General features: G+C 61.8%; 16 protein-coding genes and 1 pseudogene. 8 read left to right on the top strand and 9 right to left on the bottom strand.

The window, feature by feature from the left end; genetic code table 11:
* The first annotated feature begins 149 nt into the window (after nucleotides 1–149).
* The 4 genes from SGRAN_RS08775 to SGRAN_RS08760 all read left to right on the top strand — a co-directional run bounded on the left by SGRAN_RS08775 (nucleotide 150) and on the right by SGRAN_RS08760 (nucleotide 5,365).
* Nucleotides 150–1,694 carry a carboxylesterase/lipase family protein gene (locus SGRAN_RS08775; RefSeq protein WP_082737167.1) on the top strand — a complete coding sequence of 515 codons (1,545 nt, stop codon included), beginning with the start codon at nucleotides 150–152 and terminating at the stop codon, nucleotides 1,692–1,694.
* Nucleotides 1,695–1,845: 151 nt separating this feature from the next.
* A complete protein-coding gene (locus SGRAN_RS08770) occupies nucleotides 1,846–4,017 on the top strand; it encodes a TonB-dependent receptor (RefSeq protein WP_067182684.1) in 2,172 nt (723 codons plus the stop codon).
* Nucleotides 4,011–4,904 carry an alpha/beta fold hydrolase gene (locus SGRAN_RS08765; protein ID WP_404950419.1) on the top strand — a complete coding sequence of 298 codons (894 nt, stop codon included), beginning with the start codon at nucleotides 4,011–4,013 and terminating at the stop codon, nucleotides 4,902–4,904. Before SGRAN_RS08770 ends, SGRAN_RS08765 begins: the two co-directional genes overlap by 7 nt.
* Nucleotides 4,901–5,365 carry an acyl-CoA thioesterase gene (locus SGRAN_RS08760; RefSeq protein ID WP_067182679.1) on the top strand — a complete coding sequence of 155 codons (465 nt, stop codon included), beginning with the start codon at nucleotides 4,901–4,903 and terminating at the stop codon, nucleotides 5,363–5,365. Before SGRAN_RS08765 ends, SGRAN_RS08760 begins: the two co-directional genes overlap by 4 nt.
* 9 nt (nucleotides 5,366–5,374) lie before the next feature.
* Here SGRAN_RS08760 and SGRAN_RS08755 read toward each other — a convergent pair whose 3' ends face one another.
* The 3 genes from SGRAN_RS08755 to SGRAN_RS08745 are packed head-to-tail and all read right to left on the bottom strand — an operon-like array spanning nucleotide 5,375 to nucleotide 10,129.
* Nucleotides 5,375–6,499 (bottom strand): zinc-binding dehydrogenase, encoded by a 1,125-nt coding sequence (locus tag SGRAN_RS08755; protein ID WP_237233961.1) that lies wholly within the window; start codon nucleotides 6,497–6,499, stop codon nucleotides 5,375–5,377.
* A gap of 27 nt (nucleotides 6,500–6,526) precedes the next feature.
* The gene (locus SGRAN_RS08750; RefSeq protein ID WP_067182673.1) at nucleotides 6,527–7,819 is read right to left on the bottom strand and encodes a spinster family MFS transporter; all 1,293 of its coding nucleotides are present in this window, start codon (nucleotides 7,817–7,819) and stop codon (nucleotides 6,527–6,529) included.
* A 45-nt stretch (nucleotides 7,820–7,864) separates the two neighbouring features.
* The gene (locus SGRAN_RS08745; RefSeq protein WP_067182671.1) at nucleotides 7,865–10,129 is read right to left on the bottom strand and encodes a TonB-dependent receptor; all 2,265 of its coding nucleotides are present in this window, start codon (nucleotides 10,127–10,129) and stop codon (nucleotides 7,865–7,867) included.
* A 169-nt stretch (nucleotides 10,130–10,298) separates the two neighbouring features.
* Between SGRAN_RS08745 and SGRAN_RS08740 the strand changes: the two genes are divergently transcribed.
* The gene (locus SGRAN_RS08740; RefSeq protein WP_172709638.1) at nucleotides 10,299–11,054 is read left to right on the top strand and encodes a TetR/AcrR family transcriptional regulator; all 756 of its coding nucleotides are present in this window, start codon (nucleotides 10,299–10,301) and stop codon (nucleotides 11,052–11,054) included.
* Nucleotides 11,055–11,325: 271 nt separating this feature from the next.
* A complete protein-coding gene (locus SGRAN_RS08735) occupies nucleotides 11,326–12,843 on the top strand; it encodes a class I adenylate-forming enzyme family protein (RefSeq protein ID WP_067182668.1) in 1,518 nt (505 codons plus the stop codon).
* Between the two features lie 52 nt (nucleotides 12,844–12,895).
* Here the strand turns inward: SGRAN_RS08735 and SGRAN_RS23135 are convergent, their stop codons facing one another.
* The 6 genes and pseudogenes from SGRAN_RS23135 to tnpA (SGRAN_RS08710) form a co-directional block, all read right to left on the bottom strand.
* Nucleotides 12,896–13,174: a P-loop NTPase family protein gene (locus SGRAN_RS23135; protein WP_067182666.1), complete on the bottom strand. Its 279-nt coding sequence runs from the start codon at nucleotides 13,172–13,174 to the stop codon at nucleotides 12,896–12,898.
* 111 nt (nucleotides 13,175–13,285) lie between these two features.
* Nucleotides 13,286–13,528: an ABC transporter transmembrane domain-containing protein gene (locus SGRAN_RS23130; protein WP_067182663.1), complete on the bottom strand. Its 243-nt coding sequence runs from the start codon at nucleotides 13,526–13,528 to the stop codon at nucleotides 13,286–13,288.
* 58 nt (nucleotides 13,529–13,586) lie between these two features.
* A pseudogene (locus SGRAN_RS22975) lies at nucleotides 13,587–13,727 on the bottom strand (acyl-CoA dehydrogenase family protein); the annotation flags it as partial.
* A gap of 10 nt (nucleotides 13,728–13,737) precedes the next feature.
* Nucleotides 13,738–15,255, bottom strand: coding sequence for an IS66 family transposase (gene tnpC / locus SGRAN_RS08720; RefSeq protein ID WP_067182660.1), 1,518 nt, complete (start codon nucleotides 15,253–15,255; stop codon nucleotides 13,738–13,740).
* A 31-nt stretch (nucleotides 15,256–15,286) separates the two neighbouring features.
* Nucleotides 15,287–15,643 carry an IS66 family insertion sequence element accessory protein TnpB gene (gene tnpB, locus SGRAN_RS08715; protein ID WP_067182658.1) on the bottom strand — a complete coding sequence of 119 codons (357 nt, stop codon included), beginning with the start codon at nucleotides 15,641–15,643 and terminating at the stop codon, nucleotides 15,287–15,289.
* Entirely contained in the window at nucleotides 15,640–16,086 is a 447-nt protein-coding gene (tnpA, locus tag SGRAN_RS08710) for an IS66-like element accessory protein TnpA (RefSeq protein WP_067182655.1), read from the bottom strand. The genes tnpB (SGRAN_RS08715) and tnpA (SGRAN_RS08710) overlap by 4 nt, the downstream gene beginning before the upstream one ends.
* 296 nt (nucleotides 16,087–16,382) lie before the next feature.
* Here tnpA (SGRAN_RS08710) and tnpA (SGRAN_RS08705) point away from each other — a divergent pair, with 296 nt between their 5' ends.
* Both tnpA (SGRAN_RS08705) and tnpB (SGRAN_RS08700) read left to right on the top strand, forming a co-directional pair.
* The gene (gene tnpA, locus SGRAN_RS08705; RefSeq protein ID WP_052182212.1) at nucleotides 16,383–16,739 is read left to right on the top strand and encodes an IS66-like element accessory protein TnpA; all 357 of its coding nucleotides are present in this window, start codon (nucleotides 16,383–16,385) and stop codon (nucleotides 16,737–16,739) included.
* The gene (tnpB, locus tag SGRAN_RS08700) at nucleotides 16,736–17,083 is read left to right on the top strand and encodes an IS66 family insertion sequence element accessory protein TnpB (RefSeq protein ID WP_006963110.1); all 348 of its coding nucleotides are present in this window, start codon (nucleotides 16,736–16,738) and stop codon (nucleotides 17,081–17,083) included. The genes tnpA (SGRAN_RS08705) and tnpB (SGRAN_RS08700) overlap by 4 nt, the downstream gene beginning before the upstream one ends.
* The last annotated feature ends 15 nt before the right edge of the window (nucleotides 17,084–17,098 follow it).

Here is a 17,098-nt window from a genome sequence, read left to right as displayed (position 1 = left end):
CATATAAAAACGAACCAGCGTTCGGGGATCGGGTCAAGGAACCAGCTTTTAGCTATGCCGACGGTCAGTCCAAGATCGTAGCTTGCATCTCGTTTCGAGATATTTCATCATATGATGAACAAACTGACTTCGTTTGATTGGGAGAGAAGATGAGAGCGATTTTTGGGTTGGGCGCCTCCTTCCTGTGCATCGCCAGTTGTTCGCATCTCGCGGCGAAGCAGCCAAAGTCTGCGGCACCAGTGGCTCAGATCCGCAGCGGATCCATATCAGGATATCATGCGGGCGATATCGATGTCTTTCGAGGCATTCCTTATGTCGCTGCTCCGCTAGGAATCCGTCGATGGGCACCCCCGCAAGCCCCACTTCGATGGGGAGGGACGCGGAGCGCGGTCGAGTTCGGACCCAGTTGTCCGCAACCTCAGCTGCCCGCGCCCTTCGGCGTCGATGGACCCAAAAGCGAAGACTGTCTCTATCTGAATATCTGGAAGCCGAGTACCCTGGGGCGCCATAAGCGACCGGTTCTGGTATGGATACACGGTGGTGCCTTCCTCATCGGATCCGGGTCGCAGCCGCTCTATGACGGGTCGAGGCTTGCCCGGCGCGGGGTCATCGTCGTCACGATCAATTACCGTCTTGGTGCGCTCGGCTTTCTAACCCATCGCGCCCTGCGGACCGAGAGGGTGCCCTCTGCCAATTTCGGGCTGCTGGACCAGATCGCCGCCCTCCAGTGGATAAAGCGGAACATAGCGGCCTTCGGCGGCGATCCGCACAATATCACGATAGCCGGGGAATCGGCAGGTGGCGTATCTGTCCAGGCACTGATGGCGAGCCCGGTCGCCCGTGGGCTGTTCGACAAAGCCATCATCCAGTCCGGAGGCGGTCTCGCCGCACTTGCCGACGCCCGAAGCGAAATGGCGCTGGCCGCCGGGGATGCCTGGGCCAAAAGTGTTGGGGCACCAGATGCCACCGCAGCCGACCTGCGAGCACTGTCGGTCGAGAAAATTCTGTCGGCTCCCTTCATCGCTTTTCCCTCGGTCGACGGAAATCTGCTCGATCGCAATCCGGCCGAAACCTTTGCGCGTGGAGAAGAGGCGAAGGTTCCGTTGCTGATCGGGGCCAATTCCTGGGAAGGCAGCCTGCGAATCCTCAGCGACGCCTTTGCTCAGGGGTTGCTGGGCCACGACTATGATGTGTTGCTGCAATCCTATGTCGCGCTTGGCCAGAATGAGGCGAGCGCCAGGGACAGGCTGCGCGGCGACCTGTTCTTCGTTCAACCGGCCCGGTTTCTTGCGGAGCACCACGTCGCGGTCAGCCCAACCTGGTTCTATCATTTCGATATGGTTCCCGCCTCGCTCCGCAGTCAGCAACCTGGAACGGCGCATGGCGGCGAACTGGCCTATCTGTTCGGAACCCCGGACGCTGCGCTGGTGAGCTGGGATGATCGGGACCGCATGCTATCGTCTGAAATGATGGACTATTGGTCCCGTTTCGTCGCTACGGGCGATCCGAATGGGCGAGGATTACCGGTGTGGCAGGATGCCCGGACAGGGCGTCACCTCCTGCTGCGCCGCGATGTCAGGATGGTAACGCCAACCGGGCAGGATAACCGGGTTTATGAAACTGTGACCGCAGCGGCAAAAGCCTGGACGACCGGTCCTGACCAAGCCGACGAGCCAACACCAAAAACACCGTGAAGGAAACCGAGAGCCGGGCCGCGCGGTCCGGAAAGGGTTCGCCATAGCCATAATGTTCATCGAATGACGAACAAAGATTGACTCCGCCACCAAACATGATCATTCCTTCATCAGTCGCTGAACATAAAGAGCGAGTCCAGGGGAGGATTGAATGAAAGATTTGTGCGTTCGCGGCTGTGCCCTCATCGTCGGGCTATCACTGTCGTCCCTTGCCGCGGCGCAGGCCCATGCGCAGGATGCGCACGCGCCATCCAGCGCCTCTGAAACCGACAAGTCGTCGGCCAGCGACAGGGAGATTGTCGTCACTGCGGAGCGGCGCACGACCAAGCTGATGTCGTCGCCACTCTCGGCCAGCGTCCTGTCGCAGGACGATCTGCGGGACCGGTCCATCCTCAATCTCGACAGCCTGCAATTTGCGGCCCCGGCGCTGACGGTCAGCAGCTATGGCGGCGGCAATCTTGTCAATATTCGCGGTGTCGGCCGCACTGAGGTCGTAACCCAGGCCTCGGCGGGCGTTCCGATCTATCGGGACGGCGTTCCGACCTTCAACGCTTATTTCAGCTCGGCCGAACCCTATTTCGATATCAAGGACATCCAAGTCCTGCGCGGCCCGCAGGGGACATTTGCCGGACAGAACTCCACGGGCGGCGCCGTTTTCGTGCGGACCGCGGATCCCAGCACGACAGAAATTGGCGGCTACGTGCAATTGGGCATCGGCAACTATACCGATGTTCAGGCGCAGGCGGCGCTCAATATACCGATCTCGGATACGCTTGCGATTCGTTTCGCGGGGGATGCAGAGCATCGCGATGGCTTTTACAATTATTCGGGTTCTTTCACCGGGCATCCCGACCGCTATGCCCGCGCGGCGGGCCGGGTCGGCCTGCTCTGGCGACCGAGCGATCGTTTCGAGGCGACCGTGAAGGTCGATTATGATTATTTTGATTATGGCGCAAACACCTATGCGCCGATTGGTTCACCAAATGATCTGTTCGACGTGTCGTCCAATACGAACCTATTCGCGGTCGACCGGTTCGTGCGGGTCGGAGGCACACTGAGCTACATCTTTGGCGACGGCACCATCCTGCGCTCGATCACCGGCTATCAATTCGGGAAGACACGGCAGAAGAGCGATTCCGACGGCACCGACATCGGGAACCTCACGCTCGAATATCGCGCGACCGAAGAAATCACCTCGCAGGAAATCAATCTCATCTCGCCCGAGGACCTGCCGCTCCGCTTCGTTCTCGGCGCCTTTTATTCCAATTCGATCGTCGACCTCCCAGTCTTCGAGATCGACGCACCTCCACTGGTGATCGCAATCGACAGCAAGCTGCGCCGCGACAATACGGCAGTGTTCGGCCACTTTAGCTACGACCTGGCGCCTGGACTGGAGATCGAGGTCGGCGCCCGATTCAATCACGCGACGGTCCGGCAGAATCTTTTGACGACGCTAACTTTTGCCGGCTTCCCGCTTGGCAGCACCCCCGGACCCGCCACGCTGCCCGACGATGATGAGGTCACCGGCAAGATCGGCCTGTCATGGCAGGTCAGCAATCAGCATTATCTCTATGGCTTCGTTGCTACCGGACATAAGAATTCCGGTCTGAACACGAGCATCTTCTCGCCGCCCTCCTTCGATGGCGAGGACGTCACCGATTATGAGATCGGCTATAAGGGGAATTTCCTCGACAGGCGTCTGCGTTTCCAGGCGAGCTTCTATCATTATGATTACAAGAATTATCAATTTAATCAATATGATGTGATGACGCGTTCTGCCGTCATTCTCAATGTTCCGGGCAAGAGCAAGAGCGAAGGCATCGAACTCCAGCTCGACGGGAATTTCGGCTCCACCGCCTTCAATCTCGCGGCATCCTATTCAACGAGCAAACTCGCTAGCTATTTCGCTGTCGATCCGCGCAACCCGCCGGTCGTCGGCGCTCCTCCCTGTCTTGCGAGCGGGCCGTCGACGAGTCCTCAGTGCCTTGACCTGAGCGGACGCCGCCTACCCTTCCAGCCAAAGTTCACCTTCAGCGCGGGTCTGCAGCATCGGTTCGATCTCGGTTGGGGCACGCTGACGCCGCGCGTCGATGTAGCCTATCTAGACAATCAGTACACCACCGTGTTCCAGGTGCCGACGATCGACACGCTTGCTGCGCGCACGCTCGTCAACGCTCAACTCGCCTATAGCTCCGGCACCTGGACCGCGACGCTCTATGCGTCCAATCTTTTGGACAAGCATTATGTCGCCGCGAAGCTCAGCGGGCTGCGCGTTGCCGGCGCCCCACGGCAATTCGGCCTGCGCGTGATGAAGACATTCTGATCGTTCCCCAATCCTTCCCTTATACGGCTCGAACCTGGTGTTCGGATGGCCTCACCCTTCACGCCCGGGATTATCCGGCCCGCGTCGAAGCGGCAAAGCCGCCGGTGGTCTGTCTGCATGGACTTACCCGCAATTCGAAAGATTTCGGCGGATTGGCGGCCTGGATCGCGGCGCGAGATCACCGCGTCATTGTACCGGACATGCGGGGGCGCGGGCTCTCCGCTTATGACCCGAACCCCATGCGCTATGTGCCCGCAACATATGCAGCTGATATCGCCCAATTGCTCGACAAGCTCGGTATCGACCGGGCTATCTTTATCGGCACGTCGATGGGCGGGCTGATCGCCATGGACCTCGCGGCGAAATGGCCGCTGCGGGTCGTCGGCGCGGTTCTGAACGATGTCGGGCCGGAGGCGTCACCAGCAGGCTTAGCGCGCATCGCGTCCTACACCGGCCTTGTCGCGCCGCTGGAGACCTGGCTGGATGCACGGGACTATGTCCGGCGGATCAACGAAGCAGCCTTTCCCCTGTTCGACGACGATGAATGGATGGAATTTGCCAGGCTGACCTTCCGCACCGACGACGACGGCAAGCCGCTATTCGACTATGACCCGGCAATCGCCGAGCCGATCAAGGCCGGGCTTCTCAAACCCGATCCCCCGACCGCGTGGCGTCGGTTCCAGCAGCTGTGCGATCGCCGTCCCGTCATGCTGATCCGCGGCGCGCTGTCCGACATCGTCAGCGACGACATTGCCGCGAAGATGCAGGCGAAGGCACCGTCGCTGACGGTCGCCGAGGTTCCCGATGTCGGCCACGCTCCCTTGCTCAACGAACCGGCGGCGCTTGATGCGCTCGCCCGGTTCCTAGAACGGGTGCCGGTGGAATGAGCCGCAGCCCTTTGCGCGAACGCCGATCCTATCGCGCCTGGGACGATATCCGAACCCGGTGGTTGGACAACGACATTTATGGCCATGTCAACAACACGGCCTATTATGCTTGGTTCGACACGGTGGTGAACAACTGGTTGATCGCGTCGGGCCTGCTGGCGCTCGACAATCGGCGGCTCATCGGCCTCGTCGTCCAGAGCAGTTGCCGCTATGCGAGCGCGCTTTCCTATCCCGACACCGTCGAGATCGGCCTTGCGGTCGAACGGCTGGGCAATTCCAGCGTAACCTACCGATTGGGTGCCTTCCGGCGCGGCGATGAAGCCGCATCTGCCGAGGGCTTCTTTACCCATGCCTATGTAGACGAAGCCACGCGCCGACCCGTCGCGCTTCCGGAAAACTGGCGGGCGATGCTGGCCTCGCTGACCGCCGAACAGGCGGAAGCGAACCGGCGCGGCCCTTGAAACGCTCGTCTAGGGTATGACCACCTGTCGCACCGCTCGCCCTTCGGCGAGTTCGTCGAGCAGGTTGTTGATCGCTTCGATCTTGCTGACCGACGTCAGCAATCGCTCGACGGGAAGCCGGCCTGCGCGCCAGAGCGCGATATAGCGTGGTATGTCCCGCGCCGGGATCGACGACCCCATATAGCTCCCTATCAGGGTTTTGCCGCCAGCCACCAGCGAAACGGCGGGGACCGAGAACATCTCGGCGGGGTTCGGCAAGCCGACGGTGGCGATCCGGGCACCGCGGCGGCCAGCTTCATAGGCGCGCTCAAGAACGGCCGCCTTTCCCACAGTTTCGATCACCACGTCAGCGCCGCCTGGAAGATGAAGAGCCAGCATCCGGTCTGCATCATCCGGATCGACCGCTGCGTGTGCCCCGAGTTCAATCGCGAGCGCTCGCTTTTGGGGCGATGGGTCGATCGCCAGGATCGGGTTGGCGCCGGACGCCACGGCTCCGAGAAGCGCCGCGAGACCGACCCCGCCGAGTCCATAAATCACGACGCTTTCCCCAAGACGCACGGCTGCACTGTTCATTACCGCTCCGACTCCGGTCAGCACAGCGCAGCCGAATAGCGCCGCGATTTTCGCGGGAATGTCACGATCGATCCGCACTGCTGAGCGTCGATCGACGACGGCGTGGGAAGCAAAGGCGGAAACGCCCAGATGATGGTTTACCGAACCTTCGTGGCCGCAAAGCCGTGTTCCACCACGCAGTAATTCACCGCGCCCATTGGCCACGGTTGCAGGCTCGCAGAGATACCCCTCGCCCGCTGCACAGCGCGCGCATTCACCGCACGCCGGAAGGAAAGCGAGGACGATCCGATCACCCACTGCGAACCCGGGGTCGTCGGCATTTCCGAGCGCCTCGACGATGCCCGTCGCCTCGTGCCCCAGCACCATTGGCAAGGGACGCGGCCGATCGCCGTTCACGACCGAGAGATCGCTATGACAAATCCCCGCCGCATCGATTCGCACAAGAAGTTCGCCGGAGCGCGGAGGGGCAAGGTCGAGAGGAACCAGTTCCAGAGGGCGAGAGGTCGCATAGGGCGCAACGCTGCCTTCGCCGTGCAGCACGGCGGCCGTGATTTTAGTCATCATAATTATCCAGAATTGATTGGTGGCTCAAGCTTCCCAGTCTTTCGCCACGCGCCGCGCCGCCATCAGGTAGAAAATGGCCGCCGCCAGATAGAAGAGCGCACCGGAAAGCAGCGCATAGCGGAGGGATTGCGCGCCATATTGCTGCGTCAGCTTGTCCGAGATGAACCCGAGAACCGCCGAACCCAGTCCCAGGCCGATCAAATTGTTGATGAACAGGAACAGCGCCGAGGCGGTGCTGCGCAAAGTAGCTGGCACAACATTCTGAACGGCCGCAAGGACCGTGCCATAGCCCATGCTGCCAAGCATGGTCGGGATGAAGAGCAGCCCCATCGACAGCATCGGCGACGTTGCGAGAACGGCCAGCGCAAAAAACGGAATCGAAACGAGCAAGGCGCACATCGGGATCGCGATATAGGCGCCGGGACGGCGCGGCCCGATCCGGTCGCCGAGCCAGGCCCCCAGCCATATGCCCGTGATTCCTCCACTGAGAATAATGGCGGCGTAGAGCAGGGTGACTTGCGAAAGCGGCATATCGAACGACCGGACATAGAAGGACGGAATCCAAAAGGAGATGCCATAGCTCGCCGTCGATCCCAGCGCCGAGCCGAAGGAAATTAGCCAGAAGGCTGGCTTGCGGGCGATGATCCGGATCGCAGCAGCCAGTTTCGGCCGTTCGTCGGCAGGCCCATGTTCGACAGGGCCATGTTCCGCGCCCCCACGCACCGGGTCGCGCACCAACCATCGGAAGACGGGGGCGATGAGCAGACCCGCAGCTCCCATCGTGATGAAGGCCGTTCGCCAATCGAAGGCGGTCGCGATTATCCCGCCGAAGGCGAGTCCGATCGCTCCGCCGATGGGGATCCCAAAGGAAAATACGCCTAGCGCCCGCGCCCGTTCGCCTGGCCCGAAATAGTCGGCAATCATCGAATAGGATGGGGCAACCCCGCCCGCCTCACCGATCCCGACACCAAGCCTCGTAAGGAACAGCGTCACGAAGCCCGTGGCGAATCCGCAGAGTGCGGTAAAGCCGCTCCAGATGCACAGCGACACGGTAATGATCCAGGAGCGGCTATACCGATCGGCCAGCCATCCGATGGGAACTCCAAGCGTTGCATAGAGCAGTGCAAAGGCAGTGCCGCCGAGCAGGCCCAATTGACCGTCGGTCAGATGGAGCTCGTCCTTGATCGGCGTAGCCATAACGCCAAGGAGCATGCGGTCAGCAAAATTGAAGATATAGACCAGCAGGAGCAGGGCGAGGACGAGATAACGATTACCGATCCTCCCCGTCCCTGCGGTCTCCCGTTCGCTGCGTCCCATCACGGGCATTCCTTCAACATATCCCGCATTGGCGGATGGGCGGAATCAGTATCGAAATTCTGCGGTCAGCTTGACCGTCCTCGGCGGTGCGTAGAAGCTGATCACCGAGTTTCCGAACGCGGGCACTGGGAAATTATAACCACCGGTCTTGTAGCGCTTGTCGAACAGGTTGCGGCCATGGACGCCGATGCGCCAGTGATCGTCGGGCGACGTCCAAACCGCGCTCAGATCCACGAGCTGATAGGAGCCCTGATCGAGCGCCGGAATAGGGGTTTCAAAGAGGTGGACGGCGCTGCGGAACGAAAGATTGGCATTGAGGTCCAGCGCCCCCCCTGAACCCAGGCCGTGGTGCGAACTGAGGCCGACGAAGCCGCTCCATTCGGGCGTATTCTGAAAGACGCGCTGGTCGGACACGTCAATGTAACAGCCGATAGCCGAAGGCGGGGACGGCGGATTGGCGATACACGCGCTGCCCGACGCGCCAACCCCGAACGACGCATAATTCAGGAATTTCGCGTCGAGATAGCCGACCGCGAAATTGGCCCTCAGCCAATCAGTAACCGCCGCCGAGCCTTCCAGTTCAGCGCCGCGGATACGCGAATTACCGACATTGTCGACAAAACTCACGGCGCTGTTGCCGACGGGCACCTGCGTCGTCACCTGCTGCCCCTTATAGTCCGACTGGAAGATCGCACCGTTCAATTTCAGGCGACGGTCGAACAGATTCGATTTGAATCCGATTTCATAGGTCGTGACCGTCTCGGGGTCATAGCCAAGCCGCGTTGCCGGGGTCACCGACGCGTCACCGCGCATATCAAAGCCGCCCGACTTGAACCCCTGACTGTACGACGCGTAAATATTGAACGCCGGGGTGAATTTATAGGTCGCACTGAAACGGGGGGTGAATTTCGAAAAGATGCGACCATTGGCGTAGTCGGTGAGAATCTGAAACGGGACGGCGGTCGGCCCCGGAACACCCAGACCGAAATAATTCGCCTTGAACACCTGTGCCGTCTTGTCGTCGCTGGTGTAGCGCGCGCCCGCCGACAGCAACAGCTTGTCGGTCACATCGACGCTGACGTCGGCGAACGCGGCATAGCTTTTGGTCTTGACCGAACCCGATGTCGGCTGGGTGATTCCGAAGGCCCCGAGGATGGCGTCGAACTCGCCCGCCGCGGTTCCGTCGAGATAATAGGCCCCGACGACCCCCTGCACCCGGTCGAAATTGAACTGCACCTGCAGCTCCTGTGACAATTGGTCGTCCTTGTAGAAGCCGGGAATGTCAAAATATTGCGAGGGCAACCCGTCGAAATCAATCCCGTCGCCGTGGGTGGAGCCTTCGCGATAGGCAGTGATCGACTTGAGCGTTATGGCGTCCGACGCCTTCCACTCACCCGTCAGCGAAACGCCGCCCGTTCGGACCCGACCCTTGTAGCCGATGCCCGCCAGCGTATCGTATTTATCGGCAAGCGGCGGTGTGGCGACAGGGAATCCCGGTGTTTCGCGATGCCCATTGTTGATATTGCTGTCGTCCCACAGCTTGTCAGCGGCAAGCCGGAAAAACAGCTTGCTGCTCGGCTCGAACTCGATGCTGATGCGGCCGGCGATGACGTCCTTGTTGGCGTGCTCTCGGCCCAGCGTCAGATTGTCGCCATAACCGTCGCGGCTATAGTGCGCGAAGGCTGCGCCGACGCGCAGCGTGTCGGTGACCGGTGTCGAGCCGCTGAGGATGGCGTTGATCTCTTTATAGGTGCCGAGCTCGGCGCGTGCCTTGAACTCGGGCTCCGAACCGAGGCGTCGCGTCACATATTTTACCGCCCCGCCGATCGTATTGCGGCCATAGAGTGTCCCTTGCGGGCCGCGCAGCACTTCGATTCGTTCGATATCAAAGATATCAAGAACCGCGCCCTGCGGGCGCGCGATATAGACGTCGTCGACATAAAGGCCGACGCCGGGTTCGAAGCCCCACAAAGGATCCTGTTGGCCAACGCCCCTAATGAAGGCGGTGAGCGTTGAGTTGGTGCCGCGCGAAACCTGAAGCGTGGTGTTGGGCGTCGTACGTTGAATAGCAGTGATATCAGCAGCGCCCCTTAGATCGAGTTGCTCTGCGTTCTGGACGGTCATGGCAATCGGAACATCCTGCTCGCGCTCCGCCCGCCGCCGTGCCGTAACAACAATCTCGCCGTTGTCCGCTCCGATGGCAGCGGCCGCGTTATCGTCCTGCGCCAGTGCGGGTACCGCAAACAGCGGCATAGCGGCCGCCGCGATGCCGACCAGTAGCGCTCGTCGCTGCGCATCAGAATTGATCATTGGACTCTCTCCCCACCCCGGATTATCAGTTCACTGTTTGCTGAACGTCTTTGAATAACTTGAACAGCGGCCGTGTCAATAGATGTTCATCATATAGTGAATATCGGCAGAGGCTCGAGCCTTGCGGTGCAGTGAAGCGATGTGCATGATTAAAGGGAGCCAGATAGCCGTGGAGAAGAATGTGAGCCTGCAGCGCCGAATCGCGGAGAAGGATGGCGTGCGGGAGGGGGCTCGATCACGCCAGCACAAGATCGCCCCGGCAAAGGCGAAATCCAAGAAGGCTCAGCAAAGTCTTGAAACGCGCGACCGGTTGCTCGATGCGGCCGAGGAGCTCTTCGCGCACTTCGGCTTATATGGGGTCACGGTCCGTAACATTGCCGAACATGCCGGGGTCGATAGTGCCCTGATCCACTATTATTTCGGCACCAAGCGCGGGATGTTCGACGCCGTCTTCGCGCGCCGGGCCGAGGCCATCAACGCCGCACGCCTCTTGTCGATGGACGATTATGAGGAACAGGTGGGCACTGCCATAACCGTCGAGGGCGCGCTCCGGGCCTTTCTCCATCCCATATTGGAGAATGATCGCCAGGCCGATGCGGGATGGCGCAATTTCTCGGCGCTCGTCGCGCTAGCCAACAACACAAAGGAGTGGGGCGGCGAGATGATGAGCCGCTACTTCGATTCTGTCATCCACCGACTTATCGACCTCCTGCGCAAAGCCATGCCTGATGCCAAGCCGGTCGATCTATACTGGAGCTACCAGATGCTGTCCGGCTCGCTGATGGTCATCCAGGCATCGACCGGGCGAATCGAGCTTCTGTCAAATGGCGAATGTCGCTCGGACGATGTCGATGCCTTCTCGGATCGGCTGGTCGAATATGCAGCGGCAGGTTTTCGGGCTTTGTGCCAACCCGACCGGACGTAAAGTGACGGCAGTCGTTCGTCGGGCACTCGGCGAGGCCAGGTACGCGGCGGCCTGAAGCCCGTGCGCTTTGTCGATGGTCTCCATGTGGCGCAGATTTGCGGCTCGCCGCGCTCAATCGGCGGCCCGTCGCGCCGCCTACCCTCACTGGACACAAGCGGGCGTGGAAACGATGTTCACCGTTTGACGGAGATTAGGTTGACAACCTCATAAAGTTCATCGAATGGTGAACATGATAAGCCTCCCGCTCCACTCCGGAAGAGGCATCAGGGGAATGGGATTGTCTGAAGCATCGTTCGTGTCGGTCCCCGCGCGCTTGCGTGCCGCTGCTACGGCCTTTCCAGATCGCATGGCGGTGTGCGACGAGCAATCGTCCCTGACCTATCACCAGTTGCGCGAAGCTACTGGCGCAGCGGCGGACAAGCTTGCCCGTGCAGGGGTGATTCAGGGCGACGTCGTCGCGATCTGCGCCTTCAACTCGGTTTCCTACGTAATCGCCTATCTCGGTGCAGTCGGCATGGGGGCGGTCGTCGCTCCGCTCCCCCAGTCGGCGACCGCCGACAGTCTTGCCCGCATGATCGGCGATTGCGCCGCGCGGATCGTCCTGGTCGATGAGGGAGCCGCGTCGATGCTCGCGAACTGCGAATTGCCCGCCCCCCTAGCCAGCCTGACCGATATCGCCGATCCCGCAGGAGTACTGCCGGAGGGACGAATGTTCGAGTGGGCAGAAATCGCTTCGTCCGACCGCTTCAACATCATCTATTCGTCGGGAACGACTGGGACACCGAAAGGCATCGTCCAATCCCATGCCATGCGCGAGGCGCATGTGCAGCTCGGCGAAGCTTGCGGATATTACCCAGGCTGCGTGACGCTGTTTTCCACGCCGCTTTATTCCAATACCACGTTGATCAGCCTCCTGCCGACGCTGGCGCTGGGCGGCACCGCGATATTGATGAGGAAGTTCGGCGCCGAAGCCTTCCTGACCCTGGCCGAAGAACAGCGCGTGACGCATGCCATGTTGGTGCCGATCCAGTATCAGAGGTTAATGGCGAGCGAAGGCTTCGACACCCACGACCTTTCCTCGTTCCGCGAGAAATTCTGCACCTCGGCCCCATTCCCGCCCGAGCTCAAGCGCGCGATCCTGAAACGCTGGCCTGGTGGCCTCACGGAATATTACGGAATGACCGAGGGTGGTGGCTTGTGCATTCTGCGCGCGCACGCTCATCCCGACAAGCTGCATACGGTGGGCCGCCCCGCGCCGGGCACCGATATGCGCATCATCGATGAAGAGGGCGTCGAGCTCGCGGCGGGGGAAGTCGGCGAAATCGTGGGCATCTCGGAGAATTTCATGCAGGGTTATCACAATCGGCCGCGCACGACCGAAGAAGCGATATGGGCAGCACCCGACGGAGGCAGATTCATGCGCACCGGCGATATCGGAAAATTCGACGAGGACGGCTTCCTGACGCTCATGGACCGCAAGAAGGACGTCATCATCTCGGGAGGCTTCAATATCTACCCTTCGGATCTCGAAGAGGTGCTCCGCACCCATCCGCATGTCGAGGATGCCGCCGTCGTGGGAATTCCTTCGACTCAGTGGGGCGAGACGCCCGTCGCGTTCATCGTCGGCCCGCAAGCATCACCTGTGGAGGTGCTGGAATACGCCAACCAGCGCGTTGGAAAATCGCAGCGTCTTGCTGACCTGCGCATCGTCGACCAGTTGCCCCGCAGCCAGATAGGCAAAATCTTGAAGCGCGAACTTCGGGCATCCTGCGAGGAAGACAGTGCCTGATTTGGATCACGGCATGTCGGGAAGTCGCTAGGCGGCCTTAGTTTTCATAGCCTTATGCTCCATTCCCTTCACCCATATGCATCACCTCAACCTCCAGCGCACCACAGGCGAAGCGCTCGTCGTCGACAAAGAGACGGTCGAAGTCCCGCCCATCAATTTTGAGGTCATCGAAAGCGAATACAGGTTGGAAAATCTTCTGCACATCGCGGATACCCGAACCCGACGGCCCGACGATGCCGAGCATCTCCCCCGCCTTGAGTTCGAGGGTCACGCCGCAGAGCACCTCGGGCATGTCGGGACGATAGCGAAAGCGCACCTGGTCGAAGGTCACGTCGCCGCGAATGGGCGGAAGGCTGGCGCGGTTGGAGTTATATTCGGGCTCGGCAGGCGTGTTCAGGACGTCGCCCAGACGGTCGACCGAGATACGGACCTGCTGGAAATCCTACCAGAGCTGCGAGAGGCGAAGGATCGGTGCCGCCACGCGGCCCGGCAGCATGTTGAAAGCGACGAGCGATCCGACCGACAAGTCGCCCGCGATCACCGCTTTTGCTCCGAAATCGAGGATCGCCACGGTGGTCAGCTTCGAGACGATCTGGATAAGGTGGCTGCCGGTATTGGCAAGCTTGGCGACGTCGAACCCGGTGTTCGTATAACCGGAGAACAGCTTTTCCCACCGATCGCGCATCAGGTGTTTAGTTCACATATTTCCGGGGCACGCTTCAAAGCCGATCTTTACCTCAAACTCAGAACGCCGCCAGCCCCGTAACAGCCCGGCCGAGAATGAGGGCATGGACATCGTGCGTGCCTTCATAGGTGTTCACGGTTTCCAGGTTCATCATGTGGCGAATGACGTGAAACTCTTCGGAAATACCGTTTCCGCCGTAACCGGTGTTTTCAGGCCACGTCGAACCAGGGCATGAGATCGCCGACGCTTTGGATGGGATGACCGTTGGCAAGGCTGGTGAGCGTGTCGGTCAGCCACGCGTGGGGGTTGATGGCGCCCAGCTTGCAGCATTCGATGAGGGTCGCGATGACGGCCCAGTTATCTCCGCCCTCGTCGGAGCCGGCAAACAGGGCGTTTTTGCGATTGAGAGCCAGCGGCCTGATCGACCGTTCGACGGTATTGGAATCGAGGTCGATGCGTCCATCGTCGAGGAATCGCACGAGGCCGTCCCAGCGGGTGAGTGCATAGCGGATCGCCTCGCCAAGCTTGCTTTTGGCGCTGACCTGGCGGCCGCGGGCGACAAGATACTGGTGAAGATCGTCGACGATGGCGCGGCTGCGCTCGGCCCGGACGGCGCGGCGCCGCTCGGCGGATGAACCGCGTACGTCGTCCTCGATGGCATAGAGCAAGGCGATGCGGTGCAGCGCCTCGGTGGAGACCGGCGACGTGTCGGCGAGATCGTAGAACTTGCGGCGCACGTGCGCCCAGCAGAAAGCGAGCCGGATCTGCTGTCGCCGCCGGGCGAGCGCGGTGTAGCCGCCATAGCCGTCGACCTGCAGGATGCCCGCGAAATCGCCAAGATGCGCGTGAGGACGCTCGGCCTTGCGATCCGGAGCATAGACATAGGCGACGATCGGTGGATCGCTGCCGCCCCATGGCCGGTCATCGCGGGCATAGGCCCAGAGTTGCCCGGTCTTGGTCCGCCCGCGCCCGGGATCGAGCACCGGCGCCGTCGTCTCGTCGGCGAACAGCCGCTCGGACCGGCGAAGCTGTTCGAGGATATGGTCACGCAAGGGGCGTAGATACCATGCTGCTCGGCCGACCCAATCGGCCAGGGTGGATCGATCGAGCCGGATGCCCTGTCGGGCGTAGATCTGGGCTTGCCGGTAAAGCGGCAGATGATCCGCATACTTGGATACCAGCACTTGGGCGATCAGCGCCTCAGTCGGAATGCCGCCTTCGACGATACGCGGCGGTGCGGGAGCCTGCACGACCGTGCCCTCGCACGCGCGGCAGCCGTAGCGCGGTCGGCGCGTGACCAGGACGCGGAAGGTGGTCGGCACGACATCGAGACGCTCGGCGACATCCTCGCCGATCTGGTGGAGCGCACCGCCGCAGCAGGGGCAGGCCTTATCCTCGATATCCACGACCTGCTCGATCCGTTCGAGATGCGACGGCAGCGAACCGCGGTTGGTCTTGCGCACCCGATCGCTGTGAGGCCTTCCGGCCTTCGCTTCGGCGGCGACCTCGGCCTCGGCGAGCGCCGCCTCGACATCCTCGAGACCCAGTTGCAGCTGATCGGGATCGAGCTGTTCGGAACGGCGGCCGAACCGGTGGCGCCGAAACGCCTCGAGGATCGTCCTCAGACGTTCGACTTCCGCATCGGCACTCTCGAGCTTGCGGGCCTGTTCGAGGACGAGCGCGCGGAGCGCGTCAACATCATCCGGCAGATCCGCTTCCACGAGCATGGGAGCAGTGAATCAGCGGAAGAACGCCCCGTCAACCAGCAATCTGCGGTGCCTGTGGCCGGCGCCCGCCATGGACGCGGCGCCAGTCCAGTCCCTCCAGAAGAGCCCCGAGCTGCGCGGCCGTGAGGCGCATGACACCGTCCTGGATGCCCGGCCACTTGAAGCCGCCGGACTCCAGCTTCTTGGCCATCAGGCAGAGTCCCGTGCCGTCCCACCAGACCAGCTTGATCCGGTCGCTGCGCTTCGCCCGGAACACATAGATCACGCCCGACCAGGGATCGCCGCCATACTCGGCGGCGACCAGCGCGGCGAGCGCGTCGGGCCCCTTGCGGAAATCCACGGGACGCGTTGCGACCATCACGCGCGCGCCGGCACCGGGGCCGATCATCGCGTGGCCTTGAGTGCTTCGATTACCGCGGCAATCACGCCGACATCGGCGCCTCGGCCGATCCTCACCGCCACGCCGTCGATCTCCAGCTCGACCGCACTTGCCTGGGGACGCCGCCGCTTCGCGGAATGCTTGACAGCTGGATGTGGATCGCTCGCGGGCAGCGGATCGATCACAGCAGGGACGAAGGCGGGAGCCGCCGTCGGCAACGTCAGGCCCTGGCCTTCCAGGCGCTTGCGCAGATCGCGGCGCCAGTTGAACAACTGCGTGGGGCTCAAGCCATGCCGACGCGCCACCGCACAGACCGTCTCTTGACCCGAAAAGCTCTCCGCAACGATCGAGGCCTTCAACTCTGGCGGCCAATCCCGCCGCTTGCCCCTACCGGTGAAAACCTCGAAGCGCTGAACCCCGCTGGTGCCAGCATCATCATATGGCATCGTCATAGCACCAGCTTCCTACCCCACGATCAGGGCGCGGACACTCGGCGCTGCGCGTCACTCCCGCAAGGTGGGGTCACGCCTCCGCTTACTTTCCGCCGTGCATATCACGAGCTTGGCGCGCAATATCGAGCGCCTTTCCGACATTGTTCCGCTTCACGATCGTAAGCGTGTCCTGAAGGCCGCCTTGCAGGAAGCTGCTGCGCGGTGCTGATAGCCGCTCTTTGCGAGGAGCGGTGATGAACGAGGATATCGCGGCGACGGGAGCGAGTGCTCTTGTGACTGGTCATATGAGTGATCGTATGAGCAGTCGGATCGCGGTCGTTGGCGGCCGTCGCCGTTGGTCGGTGGATCAGAAGCTGTCGATCCTGCGCGAGGCATTTGGCCCCGACGGCTCGGTCTCGGCGACATGCCAGCGGCACGCGGTCGGCAGCGGGCTGCTCTATACGTGGCGCCGACAGGCCCTGGCTGGCGATCTGACGGGAGCGAAGCGCACGCCGGCACCCTCGTTCGCCGAGGTGGAGGTGTCCGTTCCGGCCCCGGCAACGGCAGGCAGCGGCCAGATCGGGATCGAGCTGCCGTCAGGCGTGCGGCTCACCGTCGACGCGGCGGTCGATGCCGATGCGCTGGCACGGGTGATGTCCGTCCTTGCCCGATGATCCCGTTACCGCCGACGACACGGATATATCTGGCCTGCGGCGCCACCGATATGCGCAAGGGGTTCGACGGCCTCGCGGTGCTAGTGCAGCAGGTGCTGGAGAAGAGTCCGCACTCGGGCGCGCTGTTCGCGTTCCGCGGCAAGCGCGGCGATCTGGTCAAGCTGCTCTGGTATGATGGCCAGGGCCTGTGCCTCTTCTCGAAGCGCATGGACCGTGGCCGGTTCGTCTGGCCGATCACCAAGGCGGGCAAGGTCAGCCTCACCGCGGCGCAGCTTTCGATGCTGCTCGAAGGCATTGACTGGCGGCGTCCCGAACGCACCGCGGCGCCCTTGCTCGCAGGGTAAAAAGTGGCGGATTAG

The organism is Sphingopyxis granuli, assembly GCF_001559015.1.
In the GTDB taxonomy this organism is placed as follows: domain Bacteria; phylum Pseudomonadota; class Alphaproteobacteria; order Sphingomonadales; family Sphingomonadaceae; genus Sphingopyxis; species Sphingopyxis granuli.
This window is presented reverse-complemented; position numbering and strand designations above follow the sequence as displayed.

What these genes read in the sequence shown, in the direction of transcription:
- SGRAN_RS08775 (WP_082737167.1), top strand. Translation starts at nt 150, where the DNA reads ATGAGAGCGATTTTTGGGTTGGGCGCCTCCTTCCTGTGCATCGCCAGT.
- tnpA (WP_052182212.1), top strand. Translation starts at nt 16,383, where the DNA reads ATGAGCAGTCGGATCGCGGTCGTTGGCGGCCGTCGCCGTTGGTCGGTG.
- SGRAN_RS08770 (WP_067182684.1), top strand. Translation starts at nt 1,846, where the DNA reads ATGAAAGATTTGTGCGTTCGCGGCTGTGCCCTCATCGTCGGGCTATCA.
- tnpA (WP_067182655.1), bottom strand. Translation starts at nt 16,086, where the DNA reads ATGACGATGCCATATGATGATGCTGGCACCAGCGGGGTTCAGCGCTTC.
- SGRAN_RS08750 (WP_067182673.1), bottom strand. Translation starts at nt 7,819, where the DNA reads ATGGGACGCAGCGAACGGGAGACCGCAGGGACGGGGAGGATCGGTAAT.
- SGRAN_RS23130 (WP_067182663.1), bottom strand. Translation starts at nt 13,528, where the DNA reads ATGCGCGATCGGTGGGAAAAGCTGTTCTCCGGTTATACGAACACCGGG.
- SGRAN_RS08755 (WP_237233961.1), bottom strand. Translation starts at nt 6,499, where the DNA reads ATGACTAAAATCACGGCCGCCGTGCTGCACGGCGAAGGCAGCGTTGCG.
- SGRAN_RS08735 (WP_067182668.1), top strand. Translation starts at nt 11,326, where the DNA reads ATGGGATTGTCTGAAGCATCGTTCGTGTCGGTCCCCGCGCGCTTGCGT.
- SGRAN_RS08745 (WP_067182671.1), bottom strand. Translation starts at nt 10,129, where the DNA reads ATGATCAATTCTGATGCGCAGCGACGAGCGCTACTGGTCGGCATCGCG.
- tnpC (WP_067182660.1), bottom strand. Translation starts at nt 15,255, where the DNA reads ATGCTCGTGGAAGCGGATCTGCCGGATGATGTTGACGCGCTCCGCGCG.
- SGRAN_RS08760 (WP_067182679.1), top strand. Translation starts at nt 4,901, where the DNA reads ATGAGCCGCAGCCCTTTGCGCGAACGCCGATCCTATCGCGCCTGGGAC.
- tnpB (WP_006963110.1), top strand. Translation starts at nt 16,736, where the DNA reads ATGATCCCGTTACCGCCGACGACACGGATATATCTGGCCTGCGGCGCC.
- tnpB (WP_067182658.1), bottom strand. Translation starts at nt 15,643, where the DNA reads ATGATCGGCCCCGGTGCCGGCGCGCGCGTGATGGTCGCAACGCGTCCC.